This is a genomic window from Rhizobium sp. WYCCWR 11128, assembly GCF_013416305.1.
Lineage (GTDB): Bacteria > Pseudomonadota > Alphaproteobacteria > Rhizobiales > Rhizobiaceae > Rhizobium > Rhizobium indicum.
This window is the reverse complement of sequence record NZ_JACCEZ010000013.1, coordinates 20,302-36,950: the sequence shown is the minus strand read 5'-3', so window position 1 is coordinate 36,950 and position 16,649 is coordinate 20,302. Positions and strand designations below refer to the sequence as shown.

The 16,649-nt window shown below is 62.1% G+C and carries 13 protein-coding genes; 1 reads left to right on the top strand and 12 read right to left on the bottom strand.

The window, feature by feature from the left end; all coding sequences use genetic code 11:
* Positions 1–2: 2 nt before the first annotated feature.
* From HX898_RS28620 to HX898_RS28610, 3 genes are all read right to left on the bottom strand, one after another.
* Complete coding sequence (locus tag HX898_RS28620; RefSeq protein ID WP_138333190.1) at positions 3–1,313, bottom strand: sugar ABC transporter substrate-binding protein; 1,311 nt, start codon at positions 1,311–1,313, stop codon at positions 3–5.
* A gap of 146 nt (positions 1,314–1,459) precedes the next feature.
* Positions 1,460–2,413: a sugar-binding transcriptional regulator gene (locus HX898_RS28615; protein ID WP_180196418.1), complete on the bottom strand. Its 954-nt coding sequence runs from the start codon at positions 2,411–2,413 to the stop codon at positions 1,460–1,462.
* A gap of 150 nt (positions 2,414–2,563) precedes the next feature.
* Positions 2,564–3,142, bottom strand: coding sequence for an exopolysaccharide biosynthesis protein (locus HX898_RS28610; protein WP_081374213.1), 579 nt, complete (start codon positions 3,140–3,142; stop codon positions 2,564–2,566).
* 399 nt (positions 3,143–3,541) lie between these two features.
* Here HX898_RS28610 and HX898_RS28605 point away from each other — a divergent pair, with 399 nt between their 5' ends.
* The gene (locus HX898_RS28605; protein ID WP_138333186.1) at positions 3,542–4,453 is read left to right on the top strand and encodes an ROK family protein; all 912 of its coding nucleotides are present in this window, start codon (positions 3,542–3,544) and stop codon (positions 4,451–4,453) included.
* Positions 4,454–4,504: 51 nt separating this feature from the next.
* On the opposite strand, the gene HX898_RS28600 is transcribed toward HX898_RS28605, so the two are convergent.
* From HX898_RS28600 to araG, 9 genes are all read right to left on the bottom strand, one after another.
* Positions 4,505–6,415, bottom strand: coding sequence for a family 20 glycosylhydrolase (locus tag HX898_RS28600; protein WP_138333184.1), 1,911 nt, complete (start codon positions 6,413–6,415; stop codon positions 4,505–4,507).
* 214 nt (positions 6,416–6,629) lie between these two features.
* Positions 6,630–9,776 (bottom strand): efflux RND transporter permease subunit, encoded by a 3,147-nt coding sequence (locus HX898_RS28595; RefSeq protein WP_138333182.1) that lies wholly within the window; start codon positions 9,774–9,776, stop codon positions 6,630–6,632.
* A 26-nt stretch (positions 9,777–9,802) separates the two neighbouring features.
* Positions 9,803–10,942: an efflux RND transporter periplasmic adaptor subunit gene (locus HX898_RS28590; RefSeq protein WP_017989494.1), complete on the bottom strand. Its 1,140-nt coding sequence runs from the start codon at positions 10,940–10,942 to the stop codon at positions 9,803–9,805.
* Between the two features lie 48 nt (positions 10,943–10,990).
* The gene (locus tag HX898_RS28585; protein WP_138333180.1) at positions 10,991–11,599 is read right to left on the bottom strand and encodes a TetR family transcriptional regulator; all 609 of its coding nucleotides are present in this window, start codon (positions 11,597–11,599) and stop codon (positions 10,991–10,993) included.
* 262 nt (positions 11,600–11,861) lie between these two features.
* Positions 11,862–12,293, bottom strand: a complete 432-nt coding sequence (locus tag HX898_RS28580) for an OsmC family protein (protein ID WP_138333178.1) — start codon at positions 12,291–12,293, stop codon at positions 11,862–11,864.
* A gap of 149 nt (positions 12,294–12,442) precedes the next feature.
* Positions 12,443–13,222 (bottom strand): SDR family oxidoreductase, encoded by a 780-nt coding sequence (locus HX898_RS28575; RefSeq protein WP_138333176.1) that lies wholly within the window; start codon positions 13,220–13,222, stop codon positions 12,443–12,445.
* 4 nt (positions 13,223–13,226) lie between these two features.
* Positions 13,227–14,114, bottom strand: coding sequence for an aldose 1-epimerase (locus HX898_RS28570; protein WP_180196417.1), 888 nt, complete (start codon positions 14,112–14,114; stop codon positions 13,227–13,229).
* Positions 14,111–15,061, bottom strand: coding sequence for an L-arabinose ABC transporter permease AraH (araH, locus tag HX898_RS28565; RefSeq protein WP_011653625.1), 951 nt, complete (start codon positions 15,059–15,061; stop codon positions 14,111–14,113). The genes HX898_RS28570 and araH overlap by 4 nt, the downstream gene beginning before the upstream one ends.
* A gap of 17 nt (positions 15,062–15,078) precedes the next feature.
* Positions 15,079–16,584, bottom strand: a complete 1,506-nt coding sequence (araG, locus tag HX898_RS28560) for an L-arabinose ABC transporter ATP-binding protein AraG (RefSeq protein WP_180196447.1) — start codon at positions 16,582–16,584, stop codon at positions 15,079–15,081.
* Positions 16,585–16,649 lie beyond the last annotated feature (65 nt).

The window sequence follows — 16,649 nt, the reverse complement described above, 5'->3', positions numbered from 1 at the left end:
TTTTACTTAATGTAGCCGGCCTTGGTCATTTCGCGGGTGGCCAACTGCTGTGCTGCCTGCAGGGCCTGGTCGACCGAGAGCTGGCCGGCAAGAGCTGCGGAGAACTGCTGGCCCACCGCCGTGCCGATGCCCTGGAATTCCGGGATCGCCACGAACTGGACGCCGACATAGGGAACCGGCTTGACGGTCGGCTTGCTTGGATCGGCCGCGTTGATCGAGTCGATCGTCATTTTGGCGAAGGGAGCCGCCTTCTGGTATTCCGCATTCGCATAGAGCGAGGTGCGGGTGCCCGGAGGTGCGTTCAGCCAGCCTTCCTTCTCGGCGACAAGCTTGGTGTAGTCCTTGCTCGTGGCCCAGGCGACGAACTTCTCGGCCGCTTCGGCCTTCTGCGAACCTGCTGGGATGGCGAGGCTCCAGGCCCACAGCCAGTTGCCGCGTTTGCCGAGACCCTTGTCGGGAGCGAGCGCGAAGCCGACCTTGTCGGCGACGGTCGAGTCCTTCGGATTGCTGACGAAGGATGCGGCAACGGTGGCATCGATCCACATGCCGCACTTGCCGGTCTGGAAGAGCGCCAGGTTCTCGTTGAAGCCGTTGGAGGAAGCGCCCGGAGGGCCGGCATCCTTCATCAGCTTAACGTAGAAGTCGAGCGTGTCCTTCCATTCGGGCTGGTCGAACTGCGGCTTCCAGTTTTCATCGAACCAGCGGGCGCCGAAGGAGTTGGACATCGCCGTCAGGAAGGCCATGTTCTCGCCCCAGCCGGCCTTGCCGCGCAGGCAGATGCCGTAGACTTCCTTGTCCTTGTTGGTGATCTTGCGGGCAGCGTCGGCAATGAAGTCCCAGGTCGGGGCGTCCGGCATCTTCAGGCCGGCAGCGTCGAACAGGTCCTTGCGGTACATGACCATCGAGCTTTCGCCGTAAAACGGCGCCGCATAGAGCTTGCCGTCCATGGTCAGGCCGCTGCGGATCGCCGGCAGCAGGTCGTCGACGTCGTAATTGGCGCCGAGATTGTCGAGCGGCACCAGCCAGCCCTGCTTTGCCCAGATCGGAACTTCATAGGTGCCGATCGTCAGAACATCGTACTGGCCGCCCTTGGTCGCGATGTCGGTCGTGACCTTCTGGCGCAGCACGTTCTCTTCGAGGGTTACCCATTCAAGGTCGATGCCGGGATTCTTCGCCTTGAAATCATCCGTCAGCTTCTGCATCAGGATCATGTCGCCGTTGTTCACGGTTGCGATTGTCAGCGTCTCGGCCGAAGCCATGCCGGCAAACGCCAGTGCTGAGCAGGCGCCCAGCATAAAAGTTTTCAATGTCATAATCTTCCTCCCAGAAGATGGGGTGTGAGCATTCGCTTCGCTCATGGGCAATTACTCAACAAACGATAACGAATGTCAATCGGCAATCGTTGCTGCGATGCCGAAGAGGGTATTCATCCAATTGATTTAACTAGGATATTTTTTGCTCAATTCCTGAGCAAAAACTCAGCAGTCTCTTCATCGGTGATCAAAGCATTGATTTGATGGCCGACAACGGCAGCCCTGATCGCCTTGAACTTGCGCTTGCCCTTGGCGAGCCCAATGACCATCGATGCGTCGCGGGACGGGATCGGCGCCGATGCAACGCGCTCGTTGATCGGGTTGTCGATCAACCTGCCGTCGATATCGAAGATCCAGCCGCAGATCTCGCCGACGGCCCCCCCGCGCATCAGCTCCATCATCTCGTCCTTCTCCAGAAAACCGTCGACGCAGAGCGGCCCATCGATGCCGAGCTCGCCGATGCCGACGAAGGTGACATCGGCTTGCGCGCTCATATTCAGCGTCGAGCGCACCAGCTGTTGGCCATGCAGCAGCTCCCGCTCCTCCGCCGAGGTGACGAGCACCGGCAACGGCATCGGATAGTGTCGCGCCTTCACGGCATCGGCCATGCTGAAGATGACGTTGTAGTAGGCCGCCGATCCGTCCGGGGCGATATTGCCGGTCAACGAAACGATGCGGTGATTGGGACATTCGATCGCCGGAAGCTGGTCGACGGCCGCCTTCAGCGTGCGGCCGGTCCCAATGGCGAGGACGATCGGCTCTGGCCGTTTCAGCCACCGCTCGATCTCGGCCGCAGCCGCCTCGGCGATACCGACCGTCGTCGACGACGACGCGGGATCGCTCGGCACCACCTCCACATGTTTCAGCCCGAATTTCCGCCGCAGCTGACTGCCGAGCTCCAGGCAGGCGGCGATCGGATGATCGAGCCGCACCTTGATCAGGCGCTCGGCGACCGCCAGCGACACCAGCCGCTGCGCCGATTGCCGCGAGATGCCCATCGCAGCGGCGATTTCATCCTGCGTACGCCCGGCGACGTAATAGAGCCAGCCGGCACGCGCCGCGTCGTCGAGCCGTGCAGGGGTCTCGGATCTTTTCACCATCTATCGCCTACCGCGCAAAATGAGCCGGCGTGCCGCCGCCGAACATGATTTGAGTCTGTATCGCGCCAGATCAAAACAAAATTCCGGCAAATGTCGAGCCTGTTGCAAAGAGGTCGGCCAAATAACCGCCATCACTCAAGCAAACTCCGTTTAGGCAAACCATTGCACGACGAGATAGATCGCCGCCTTCACGAGACCGTAAATCACCCCGCCGGCGACGACGAGCGACACGGCCGTCATCACGAAGCCGATGAGCGCGAAGAGCCCGTCACGGCCCAAGATCCCGAACGCGAAGACGGAGATCGTGACGGCCGGCAGGATATTGCCGAGCGGGACCGGCAGCAGCAGTACGATCGACAGCAGCAGGCATGCCGCCCCGGCAAGATATTCCGCCGGCGGTTCGGCGAAGATCGCAAGCCTCGGCTTCAACATGCGCTCGGCCCAGGCGAGCCAGCGATGGATGCGGCCGACAATGGTCTCGAAATCCTCCCGGCGCATCGAACGGTTGGCAATCACCTTCGGTAGCCAGGGCTTCAGCCCGAAGGTCAGCTGTGCTGCCAGGAAGACCAATGGCGCACCGAGCACGGCCGAGGTGCCCGGCGGAGTGGGAAAGGCGTTCGGCAGCGCGAAGATCAGCATCAACGCGCTGATCGCCCTGTCGCCCATCGTGTTGAACAGATCGCCGATCGAGATCCGTTCGCGGCTCTGATCGGCGGCCATCTGCCGCAAAATGGATGAGAGGCGGCGGCCTTTGGGACGTGCTCTTCGGATGGTACTGTTTTCTCTCGTATCGATGGTCGTGGGTCCGGCAGTTGATGAAAGTGTAGGGCCGGATTTTGGCGATGCAATATGCCAATTGAATGACTTGCGGGGTTAGAAATTGCGGCTGCGATCGGAGCCGATGGGCGTGGGCTCACCGGACTTCTCTAACGTGCCATCACGGATGGAAGACGGAAACCCGTCCCGCCTGTCCCATCTCCCGCCGGTGGCAGAGATATCAAGCAGAACAGAGGGGATGCCACACGGCACGACCCTAAAGCCGGCGGCACCACCGCCGAATGAGCGCTTGAAATTCCCCGCCAACAATGCAAGCAGACGCTGGGAGACCAGAGAAACGGCAGAGTGGCAATGATCATTTCATTCGACATCGGCGGCTCCGCCATCAAGGGCGGCATCGCACGCTCCGAGACAGACATCGTTCCCCTCGGCCGCCGCCCGACGCCCAGGGATGATTTTGCCGCTTTCGTCGAGACCCTGCGCGGCATCATCGCCGAAACCGGTGAGCAGCCGAGCCGCATCGTCCTTTCCATCGCCGGCGTCGTCGATCCCGATACACAGCGCCTGATCTGCGCCAACATTCCCTGCATCCACGGCCGCACGCTCGCAGCCGACCTCGAAGCCGAGCTCGGCCTGCCGGTGCTGATCGCCAACGACGCCGACTGTTTCGCGATGGCCGAAGCCGGTCTCGGCGCCGGCCGCGGCCACCGCATCGTCTTCGGCGCCATCCTCGGTACCGGCGTCGGCGGCGGCCTGGTTGCCGACGGACGCCTCGTCAACGAGGCCGGCGGCTTTGCCGGCGAATGGGGTCACGGGCCGATCATCGCATCCGCAGCCGGCAATCCGCCCGTCGCCATTCCCGCCTATACCTGCGGCTGCGGCCAGAAGGGTTGCGTCGACACTGTCGGCGGCGCCCGCGGCCTGGAGCGCCTGCATAAGACGCTGCACGATCTCGACCTTGCCAGCGAGGAGATCATCGCTCAGTGGCGCCATGGAGAGGAGAAGGCGACACGGACGATCGACGTCTATGTCGATCTCGTCGCCTCGCCCTTAGCACTGACGATCAACATCACCGGCGCGACCATCGTACCGGTCGGTGGCGGGCTTTCCAATGTCGAGCCGCTGCTTGCCGAGCTCGACCACGCCGTGCGCGTCCGCATCCTGCGCAAGTTCGAGCGCCCGCTGGTGGTGCGCAGCGAATGCCGCATCGAACCCGGCCTGATCGGCGCGGCACTTTTGGGACTGAAGGCCGAGGCGGCCTGAAGCAGTTCCACGAAAAGTGCGAAGCGATTTTCCGTCCGGAATTGCGATTCCTTAAAGCATCGGCCACATCCGAACGACCGCTGCGAATCGATCCCAGTCCTTGCGCGCCGAAGGCGTCCAGGCAGCCTCGGCGATTGCCGGGAGCCGCGGAAAAACCAGCCGGTTGAAATAGGCGCGCGAGAGGAAGTTCTCGGTCCAGATGCAGGCCTGGATGCCGCGCATCTTCTCCTGCAGCGCCTCCGGCAGCTCGCCCTCAGCCTCGTAAGCATAGGTATGTTCCGGCGGTGCGTAGCCCGCCCAGCTGGCGCCGGGCTCGGCCCAGGCCTCTGCCTGCGCCATGTCGAGATAATAGGCTTGCCCCGGTGTCATCACCACGTCGTAACCTTGCTGTGCGAGCTCGATGCCGACCTCGGACTTTTCCCAGGCCATCAGCAGCGTGCCGTCACGATCGACCCCGCCGCCATGCGAGACCTCGTTCCAGCCGACGAGTTTCTTGCCGCGCTCCGACAGCATGGCTTTGATACGTTTCAGGAAATAGGATTGCAGCTCGGCGGTGCCGGCAAGTTTCTCCCGCTCCATCAGCACCTTGCAAAGCGGCGAGGAAAGCCAGGCGCCATGCGCCACTTCGTCGCCGCCGATATGGAGATATTCGCCGGGAAACAGCGTCACCATTTCGTCGAACACCTTGCCGAGAAATTCGTAGGTGAATTCTACAGCCGGATTGAGAGCGTTGTTCGGATAACCCTGCACCGAGCGGTAACTGTCCGGCGCCTCCTGCCCGTCGACGAGCTCGGGCAGTGAGAACAGCGTCGCCATGCTGTGGCCTGGAATATCGATTTCCGGCACCACCTCGATATGCAGCGAGGCTGCATGCGCAACGATCCGCCTAGCGCCCTCCTGTGTGTAATGGCCGGCGCGCGTTTGCGCCCCGTCGCCGAGCTGCGGCACGAGCACTTCGTCCGGGCCGCGCCGGGCGCCGATCTCCGTCAGCGCGGGGTAGGCTTTGATCTCCAGCCGCCACGCTTCGTCATCGGTCAGATGCCAGTGGAAGATGTTGAGCTTGTTCCAGGCGAGAATATCGATCAGCCGCGCGACGTCCGCCACCGGATAGAACTGCCTGGACACATCGAGATGGCAGCCGCGCCAGTCATAACGCGGCTGGTCGGCGATCGTGCCGAAACTGGGGAATTTGAAGTGCTCGCGATCGGCGCGGGCGCCGTGCAGCAATTGCGCCAGGCTGATCAGCCCGTAATGCCGCCCGGCATCATCCGCACTCGAAAGCACGATCTCATGCGCGGTAAAACGCAATTCGTAAGCGAAGGCAGCGATCGACGATTCGGTGACGAAACGAATGGCCCGCCCGCCTTCGACGGCACTGAGGGAAAACGGCACGTTGTCGGCCGGATAGAGCCGCTGGTAAAGCGCGAGAACCAGCGAGAGTGCCTTGACCGCATCGGCCCGCGTCCGCGCGGCCGGATAAAGGACGACCGGCAGCTCTCCAGCCTTCAGCCCGAGCGCCAGCGGCCAGGGCAGCAGCGAATAGGGTTCCTCGGCCCGGCCCGGCGGCAGAATGGGCGGCGCCACGCCACCATCCCGGCCTTCGAGCATCAGATCGCCGAAACCAACCGGAACGTGGCGCCCGTCGCCAAGTGTCAGATAGGCCGACTTGACGCCTGATGTCATATGTTTCGGCGCCCTGGTCAGCCCCTCGACCGTGAACCGCCAGCGCCCGCCGGGCGGCACGCTCAGCCCCTCGGGCGGCAGGAATTCATGGAAATGCGCGACCCGCCGCTTGAGGCTGCCGCCGTCGCAGACATGTTTGTCGGCAATCCGCGTCTCTGATGTATAGGCGAGCGAGAAGCCGGACAGCGGTTCGGTCGAAAGGTTGAAAAGCGTGAAGGTGAGGCGCCCGAAATTGCCCTCGATCGGGCTCCAGCTTGCTTCCAGATGGTAATCGGCCATGGTCGTGCCCTGCCTCGTCGCTGAGTGGCCGGGATCGCGGTTGGTCTCCCGGCATGCTTTCGCAGCTTAGCTTTTTCGAGGCGGCAATGGAATCGGCGCGCAGCTCCAAGACGGAGCAGGCTGTAAAGACTGCGCGGCGCTGTGGGCAGCGACGCGTTTTGATGAGGAAGCTGTGACCTGCAAGGAAAACGGCGCGGCTTTCGCCGCGCCGTCCTCACTCTGCTGCCAACGCCGGCGGATGTCTGTCATCCGCCTCTTCCTGGATGGCGTCGGCATGCTGGCCTGGCTCGTCCTTTGTCTTCGGCTCCCGGCCGAAGAAAAGGGCGTAACCGGCGGGCAGAACCAGAATGGTAAGCACGGTCGCAACCAGGATGCCGCCCATCATCGCGTAGGCGAGCGGACCCCAGAAGACACCGCGCGAGATCGGGATCAGCGCCAGCACGGCGGTCAGCGCCGTCAGCATGATCGGCCGGAAACGCCGCACGGCCGCGCCGACGATCGCCTCCTGCCGATGCATGCCGGCCTTGATATCCTGGTCGATCTGGTCGACCAGGATGATCGAGTTGCGCATGATGATGCCGAGCAGCGCGATGACGCCGAGGATCGCCACGAAGCCGAAGGGCGCGCCGCTGATCAGCAATGCGGCCGCCGCACCGATGATCCCGAGCGGACCGGTGGCGAGCACCAGCATCGCCTTGCCGAAATGCTGCAGCTGCACCATCAGCAGCACGATGATGACGGCGAGCATGATCGGCGCCTTGGCGGCAATCGACATCTGGCTTTCCGCCGCATCCTCGGCGCCGCCCTGAATTTCGACATGGTAGCCGGCAGGCAGGCTGTCGCGCAGGTCCTTCATGTCGGCATACATCTTCATCACCACATCGTTCGCCTGCACATCGTCAGGCAGCGTGGCGCGCACGGTGATCGTCGGCAGCCTGTTGCGCCGCCATTCGATGCCCTGCTCCATGACGGGCACGACCTTTGCGACCTGCGAGACCGGTACAAAGCCGCCGAAATCCGTCGGCACATAGACCGAGTTGACCGCCGACAGCAGCGAACGGCTGGCATCCGGCTCGCGGGCGACGATCGAGACCGTCTCCTCACCATCGCGGAAATCGTCGAGCGCAGCCCCTGACATGGCGGTCTGCAGCATCTGGCGCACACGCTGCGAGGTGACGCCGAGTGCCCGGGCGCGGTCCTGGTCGATCACCAGCTTCATCGCCGGCACCTCTTCCAGCCAATCGTCATGGATGGCGCCGAGCTCCGGATTGGCCTGGAAGCGCGCCTTTACCTGATCGGCGATCTCCCTGACTTCCTGGCGGTCAGGCCCCATGACGCGCATCTGCACCGGCCAGCCGGTCGGCGGACCGAGGAAGAGGCGGTCGACCTTGCCGCGAATATCGGGGAAGTCTTCCGCAAGGATCGTCCGCAGCTTGACGATCAGCCGCTCGCGCGCCGGTTCGTCATTGGCCATGACGAGCAGCTGGGCGAAGTTCGGATTGCGCAGCTGCTGATCGAGCGGCAGGAAGAAGCGCGGCGCGCCTTCGCCGATATAGGTGGCGATGAACTTCTTGTCGGGATCATCCATCATCTTGGCTTCGAGCGCCTTTGCCTGCACTTCGACTTCCTTGATGCTGGTGCCCTCGGGCAGCCAGAGATCGACGAGAATTTCCGGCCGCGAAGATTGCGGGAAGAAATTCTGCGGAATGAACTGGAAGGCCCAGAGGCTGGTGACGAAGGTGCCGAGCGTCAGCAGCAGCACGATGACGCGGTGGCGCACCGCCCAGCCGACCGTGCCGCGCAGCCGACGATAGAAGCCGGTGTCGAAGGCGTCGTGATGCTTGCCGGCATGATGGCGCTGCTTGAGGATCATATAGCCGAGCCACGGCGTGAAATAGACCGCGACGAACCACGAGGTGACAAGCGCGATGCCGACGACGTAGAACAGCGACCGCACATATTCGCCGGCCGTCGAGGCGGCGAAGCCGACGGGAATGAAGCCGGCCGTGGTGATCAGCGTGCCCGTCAGCATCGGGAAGGCGGTCGAGGAATAGGCAAAGCTTGCCGCCTCGATCTTGACGAGCCCTTCCTCCAGCTTTCGCTCCATCATCTCGACGACGATCATCGCATCGTCGACGAGCAGGCCGAGCGCAATGATCAGCGCGCCGAGCGAGATGCGCTGCAGGTCGATGCCGAGTTCATACATCAGCGCAAAGGTGGCGGCGAGCACCAGCGGAATGGCGATGGCGATGACGAGGCCCGATCGCCAGCCGATCGACACGAACGAGACGACCAGCACGATGATGAGAGCTTCGCCGAGCGCATGCATGAATTCGCTGACCGCATCCGTCACCACGTCGGGCTGGTTGGCGATCTGATCAACGGCGACGCCATAGGGCAGCGCCTCCTCGAAGCGCTGATAGGTCGCCTCCACGCCCTTGCCGACATCGGTCACATTGAAGCCCTTGGCCATCACGACGCCGACCTGAACGCTGTCGTGGCCGTTGAAACGGTACTTGCGCTGGTAGGGATCTTCGAGCCCGGAACTGACGGTCGCGATATCGCCGAGGCGCGTCACCTGGCCGCCGGCGCGAAGGCGCAGTTCGCGGATATCGGCCGCCTTCTTCACGTCGCCTTCGACCGATATGCGCACCGAGCGCAGGCCGGTATCGACCGAGCCGGCCGGATCGACATTGTTCTGGCCCTTGATGGCGTTCTGCAGATCGAGGATCGTCAGGCCGCGCTCGGCGAGCGCCTTCGACGAGACGTCGATATAGATCTTCTCAGGCTGGTCGCCGATGATGACCGCCTTCTCAACGCCCGGCGTCGTCAGCAGCATGTCGCGCGCCTGGATCGCGAATTTCTTCAGTTCCGGATAGGAATAGCCGTCGCCGCTGATCGAATGCAGCGTGATGAAGGTATCGCCGAACTCGTCGTTGAAATAGGGGCCGAGCAGGCCCTGCGGCAGCTCGCTGGAGATGTCGCCGACCTTCTTGCGCACCTGGTAAAAGGCATCCGCCACCTCTTGCGAATTCGTGTCGCCCTTGACCTGCAGGGTGATGATCGCACTGCCCGCCCGCGTATAGGACTTGACCCAGTCGATATGCGGCGTTTCCTGCAGCTTGCGCTCGATCTTGTTGACGACCTGATCTTCCATTTCCTGGATGGAAGCGCCCGGCCAGATCGCCTGAACGACCATGACGCGGAAGGTGAATTCGGGGTCCTCGCGCTGGCCCATGCGCATCAGACCGAGCACGCCGGTGATGATGATCAGCCCGAAGAGGAAGCGGGCGATGCTTGGATGTCCGATCGCCCAGCGCGACAGATTGAAGGGCCGCTTTTCGGTGGTGGTGGCGTCCATGGTCCTGTTCTCTCTTTATGGCGCGTTCAGCGGACGGTCTGGTCCGTGGCAGCCAGGGCCGACTGCTGGTCCGGCACCTTCACCTTCAGGTTTTCGCTCATGAACTGCGTGCCGGCCGAAACGACGAGATCGCCGGTATCGAGACCCTCGGTCACATGCACGCCGTCGCCGGTGAAATCGGCGACCTTGATGTCGCGGCCATGCACGGTCGCCGTGTCGCGGTCGACGGTCCAGACCATCTGCTTACCGTCCTTTTCAGCCAGGGCGCTGAGCGGGATCGAGACATAGCTGTTGCCGTTGCTGACATCGGCCTCGATCGTCGCCGTCATGCCGAGCAACACCTGCGGATCGTTCGGCAGGCTCACCCGAACCGCAAAGGTACGCGACTGCTGGTCGGCGCTGCCGGAAACCTCGCGCACCTTGCCGTCGAGCACCAGCCTGTCGTCAGCCCAGAAGCTGGCCTTGACTGTCTTGCCCGGCTTGAATTCGGCAATGTCATTTTCCGGAACGGCGATCTGCACTTCCTTTTCGCCGTCGACGGCAACGGCGACGACGGGAGTGCCCGACGCAACGACCTGGCCGACATCGGCATTGATCGTCGTGACAATCCCGTTGTGGTCGGCCTTCAGCTCCGCATAACTCACCTGGTTCTTCGCCTGATCGAGCGCCGAGACGGCGGCATCGCGGCTTGAAACGGCCTGATCGTAACTGAGCGACGCTTGCTCGAGCTGGGATTTCGGCGAAACATTCTTGTCGAACAGCTGCTGATTGCGCTTGTTCACGAGATCGGCGGTTTCGACGCCTTTTTCAGCGGCTGCGAGATTGGCTTCCGCCGTCTTGACCGCCAGCTGGTAATCGGTGGAGTCCATCCGAGCGAGCACGTCGCCCGGCTTCACCTTGTCGCCGATATCGACGAGGCGTTCGGTGATTTTGCCGGCGACGCGAAATCCGAGGTTCATCTCCGTGCGTGCCTTGACCGAGCCCGAATAGTCGAGCTTGCGGGTGTCGCCGGCCTTGGCGATCTCGACGACCTTCACCGGCCGGATGACTTGCTTGACCTCAGCCTTCTCTTCCGAGCAGGCGGAAACGCCGATGCCGATGGCGCCGAAGAGCACGAGACTGGCGACGGACGGCATGCGATGGCTGAGGGTCTTGAGCGAAAACATCTTCCGCACTCCTGGATCGTTTGGGGTTTCGGCGGCGGCTGCCGTCCATTATTTCTTCAGCGCCCTGATCACATAACTGATCAGCTCGTCGACGCTCGCGCGGTTCGTTTTCGCAAGACATTGCGCCACCATCTGCGGATGGCAGAGCGTGTTCGTCGCAGCGCCGAAGCAGCGCGAGGCAACGACCGGGTCCTGCTCGGCGAATTCCCCGGCTGCAATGCCTTCGGCGATGATTTCGGCAATGAGATCATGGACGCGGTCGATATGTTTCTCGATGACATGCCAGTCGCGTTCGATCGCGACGATGATCATCTCGTGCACCTTCATCTCGTCGAGCATCAGATCCAGCGTCAACTGGTGCTGGGTCTCGACATAGCGGCGCAGCCGCTCGCTGGCGCTGATCGGCTGATGGCGGATGTCGTAAGCGATTTGATAGGCGGTGGCGAGCATGCGCCCGCAGAGCGCCTGGTGAATTTCGACCTTGGAGGCGAAGAAACGATAAATATTGGCCGGCGACATGCCGAGATCGCGGGCAATGTCGGCCACCGTCGTCTTGCTGTAGCCATAGTGCCGAAACAGTCGCTCGGCTGCATCCAGAATGCGCGTGACATTCTCCTGCCGCGTGATGTCGAGCGTATTTTCCGCAATGTCGTTCATGATTTTCGAGACCCGAATTATGACTGACGATTTTCGAATTTCGTCAGTCATAAAATATCAGACGTTACTTGTCAACATACTGGGGCGCAGCACAAGGTCTCGCCGGACGAGCGCGGTCCGGCGGAAGCGATAACTCGATGAATGGTGAGAAGGCCTGTCCGACAGCCGATGACGTCGGAATAGGCGGACGCCGACAATGGGGGCAGCAAATGGAAAGTGCCGCGGCGAGAAGCGCGCGGCACTTCGTCAATGGAGTGACGGGTCAGACGACCTTGACGTCGAGTGTGATCGGAACGGAGGCGAGCGCCTTGGAAACCGGGCAGCCGGCCTTTGCCTTGTTGGCGAGTTCGGTGAAGGTCGCCTCATCGGCACCGGGAATACGGCCGGAGAGCGAGAGATGAATGGCGGTTATGGCAAAACCGCCCTCGACGCTTTCGAGCGTCACCTTGGCGGAGGTTTCCATATGCTCGGCGGTAAAGCCGGCTTCGCCGAGGATCAACGACAGCGCCATGGTGAAGCAGCCGGCATGGGCAGCACCTATCAGTTCTTCCGGGTTGGTGCCGGCAATGCCTTCGAAGCGGCTCGCAAAGCCGTAGGGATAATCCTTCAGGGCGCCGCTCTGCGTCGAAATCAGCCCTTTGCCGTCCTTGAGGCCACCGGTCCAATGAGCCGAAGCCGTGCGATTGATCTGCATGCCGTCCTCCTGTTTTCAATTGTGTTTTCAGAAAGCGGCAGGGGCCGCTCCATGCCTGCGGGAGGTCAGATAGCCTTCCCGATGGGCAATATAATGCTCTATCCCGAGAAGACGACAGGCTTGTAAAAATCAGCGCTATCGAAGCCCTTTCAGGCGGGATGCTGCAGCACGCTGAGGCCGCCATCAATCGTCAGGCAGGTGGCATTGATGAACGGGCACTCGTCTGAGATCATGAACACGGCCGCCATGGCGATCTCCTCCGGCGTCGCGATGCGCCCGCCGGGATGCAGTTTCATCGTCTCGGCCTTTGCCGCCTCCGGATCGGGAAAGCTGTTCCAGTAATCGATCACCTTCTGCGTCGAGACATAGCCCGGCGCCAGCGCGTTCACACGGATATTTCGGGCGGCATATTCGAGCCCCAAGGATTTCGTCATCCCGAGCAGGGCGTGTTTTGCCAGCGGATAGGGAAATGTGTGCGGGATGATGGTGAAGGCGTGCGTCGAGGCGATGTTGAGGATGACGCCACCGCCCTGTTCGATCAGCCCCGGCAGCACCGCCTTACAGCAGTTCCATGCGCCCTTGAGATTGATGTCGAAGCAGCGGTTCCACTCCTCGTCCGTCGTCTCGAGCGGTTCGGAAAAGACATTCACCCCGGCATTGTTGACGAGTGCGTTCAGCTGTCCGATCTCTTCACTCGCCTGAGCGACCAATGTCGTGATCGTCCCGGCATCGGTAATATCGGCCGGCAGATAACCAAGCCGGCCGCCGCTGCTCTGGAGCTCTTTCGCCGCCTGAGCCAGCAGCGCCGCATCGCGATCGACGAGAAAGACGGCGGCATCCTCCCGCATGAAAGCCTTTGCGATCGCGAGGCCGATACCCTGCGCAGCACCTGTTATCAGGATGTTCTTGCCCTGCAGACGGCTGGCCATCCTATCACCCCTTCGGTTGAACCGGCAGCGCCGACATCAGGATCGTCACCGTGCCGGCAAGCGCCTCACCAGGCGCAAGCGGCGTGAGCCCACCGAAATCGGGAAGGTGGTGGCCGTTCGGCAGATGGCTCATCGGCTCGAGGCAGAAGAAGTCGCTCCGGTTGACCGGCATATACAGCATGAAGCGATCGAGCGCACCGTCGGCTTCCAGCGCCGCCTGGATTCCAAGTTCCGGCCAGGCGATTGCCGCCCGCCCATTCCACCCCTCGAAGGCATTGTTCATCCATTTCTGCGGCAAAAGCTTTTCGGACCTGAAATCGAAATCATCGGGCACAGGGCCGGGCACATCGGGAAGATGGTCGGGCCGCTCGTTCCAGTAACGATCGGCAGCAATCGTCAGTCGCGTCTTTGGCGTCCGCGCGAAGAAGGGATGTTGACCGAGCCCGAAAGGAAGGGCGGCTTGGCCGCGATTTTCCACGGAAAGCCTCAGCACCAGGGCATCGCCGGCGAGACGGATCTCCTGCCGGGTCAGATAGGCATAAGGTGAGACCCCGTCGGCGCTCCGGGAAAAGCAGAATTGCGTATGCTCGGGGCTGGAGTCTTCAAGCTGCCAGAGGCTGAGCCAGCCGTCGCCGTGCCGATAGAGCGGATCGGCAGTATTCGGCTGGAAGGCATAGTCGCGTCCGGCAAAGGACATGATATTGCCTTCCACGCGGTTGCCGAACGGCACCATCGCGAAATTCGCCATCGCTCCATCCGGCCCGCCGGCCGCTACGAGAAAGGGGATGCCTCGATAGGTCGCGGCAGTGACGGCGGCGCCCCGACGGCTGACCCGGACAGCGAGATCGCCATGCCTCAGTTCGATGTCGTCCCCGTCTTGTCCTTGGTTCATCCGCGTCGCCCCGCAGCCGAAGACCTCAAATTGTCGAGCAGCACTGCGATCAGCAGGATAAGCCCGCGGACCACATACTGATAGAACGCCTGGATATTCAAGAGGTTCATGACGTTTTCGGCAATGCCCATGATCAGCACGCCGACGATGACGCCGCTCATCGCCGCCCGGCCGCCGGCCAGCGAGACGCCGCCGAGAACGCAGGCCGAAATCACCGAAAGCTCAAGCCCTGTCGCCGCATTCGGCTGGCCGGAGGTGATGCGAGAGGCAAGCAGAATGCCGGCAATGCCGCAGACAAGCCCCTGCAGCGCAAAGATCCAGACCCGCATGTTGACGACATTGACGCCGGCAAGCCGCGAGGCCTCGGGATTGCCGCCGATCGCCAGGGTGTTCTTGCCGAAGACAGTGCGGTTGAGCACGAAACCGAAGAGGATGAAAAGGATCAGCATGATCCAGATCGGCGTCGGCACGGTGAGAAATCGCGACAGGGCAAGCTGGTAGAAGGCGGGATCGTTGATGCCGACAGCGCGGCCATCGGAGGCGATCAGCGCCAGCCCGCGCACGATCTGCATGGTCGCAAGCGTGGTGATCAGCGCATTGATGCGAAAGCGCGCAATGACGATACCATTGACGAAACCGACGACGGCGCCGCACAGCAGGGCGGCGAGCAGCCCGACGGGAATGGAGCCCGTCGCGTTCGAGACCATCACCGCGATCATGCCGGAGAAGGCGACGATCGATCCGACCGAAAGGTCGAAATCGCGCGACGCCAGGCAGAACATCATCGTGCACGCGACGATGCCGATCGTGACGACCGACTGCAGCAGCCCCAGCATGTTTCGCTCGGTCAGGAAGTTCGGAACGAAGAGCGAGACGATCACGAAGGCGGCAGCGAAGATCACCACCAGCCCTTGTTCGCCGAGAAGGATTTTTTTCAACGAATTCATCGTCCGTATTCCTGGTTCTAAAAGGTGCCTGCGGCATTCTTGTCGGGAAGCGCTGCCGTCAGGATGCTGCGCTCGTCGAAATCCGGACGGGAGACATTGGCCGCCACCCTGCCCTGGCACATCACCATGATGCGATCGGAAATGCCCATGACTTCGGGCAACTCACTTGAAATCACCACGATCGCCATGCCGTCGGCCGCAAGCTCGTAGAGGATTTCGTAGATTTCCGATTTCGCCCCGACATCGATGCCGCGCGTCGGCTCGTCGATGACCAGCACCTTGATCCCCTGCTCGGACAGCCAGCGGCCGAGAATGACCTTCTGCTGGTTGCCGCCGGAGAGGTTGATGATGTCCTGCTTGCGCGACGGCGTTCGCACCCGAAGCTTGGCGATGAACCGATCGGCCAGCGCCGCTTCTTGTCTCGGGCTCAGAATGCCGAAGGGCGAAAAATGCCGGCGTGATGAGATCGCGATATTTTCTTCGATCGACCGGCCCTGGACGATGCCGTCGAACTTGCGGTCCTCGGGGCAAAGCACCATGCCGGCATTGATCGCCGCTTTTGGATTGTTCGGCGAAACGGCAACGCCGTCGATCGTCACCTGGCCCTGATGCCTGGTATCGGCGCCGTAAAGCAGCCGCGCCATCTCGCTGCGGCCGGCGCCGATCAGGCCGAAGAAACCGAGGATTTCGCCCTGACGGACGGAAAAGCTGATCGGATGGCGCAGCCTTGACCCCGACAGGCCCTTGACCTCCAGCCGTACGTCGCCGAGCGGACGTTCGCGCCAGCCCCAGACATTGCTGATCTCGCGTCCGACCATTTCCGAGATGATCTGCTCGCGCGTCGTTTCGGCGATCTGAGGATGGTGGGCGGCAAGTTTGCCGTCGCGCAGCACCGTCAAGCTGTCGCAAAGCCTGAAAATCTCGTCGAGCCGATGCGAGACGTAGAGAATGACCGTTCCCTTCGCCTTCAGCCTGTCGATGAGCGAAAACAGGATTTCGCTTTCACGCGAGGAAAGCGAAGAGGTCGGCTCGTCGAGCGCGATCACCCGTGCATCGAGCATGACGGCCTTGGCGATCTCGACCATCTGCCGCGCACCAATCGACAGCGAAGCGACCTTGGCCGACGGATCGACATCGATGCCGATCTCTTCGAGCTTCGACCGCACCGTCTCGACCAGCGCTTTCGAATGGATGACGCCGCCCTTGGCCGGAAAGCGTCCGAGCCAGAGATTTTCAGCGACCGTCAACTCCGGAACGAGCTGCAGTTCCTGATGGATGACGATGACGCCGGCATGGAAGGCGTCACGGACGGATCCGTATTTCTGCTCCTCGCCGTCGATGAGGATGTTTCCGCCATCGGCGGCCTGATCGCCTGACAGTACCCGGATCAGCGTCGATTTACCGGCGCCGTTTTCACCCATCAGGCCATGAACGGCACCCTTCTCGACAGTGAAGGACACATTCGCCAGCGCCTGCACGCCGGGATAACCCTTGGAGATATTGCTGAATTCGAGGAAAGCCATCATCGCTCCGCCGAGGAAGACCCGGCGGCACGCTGAGCGGCCGCCGGACGATACCATCTTGGAAG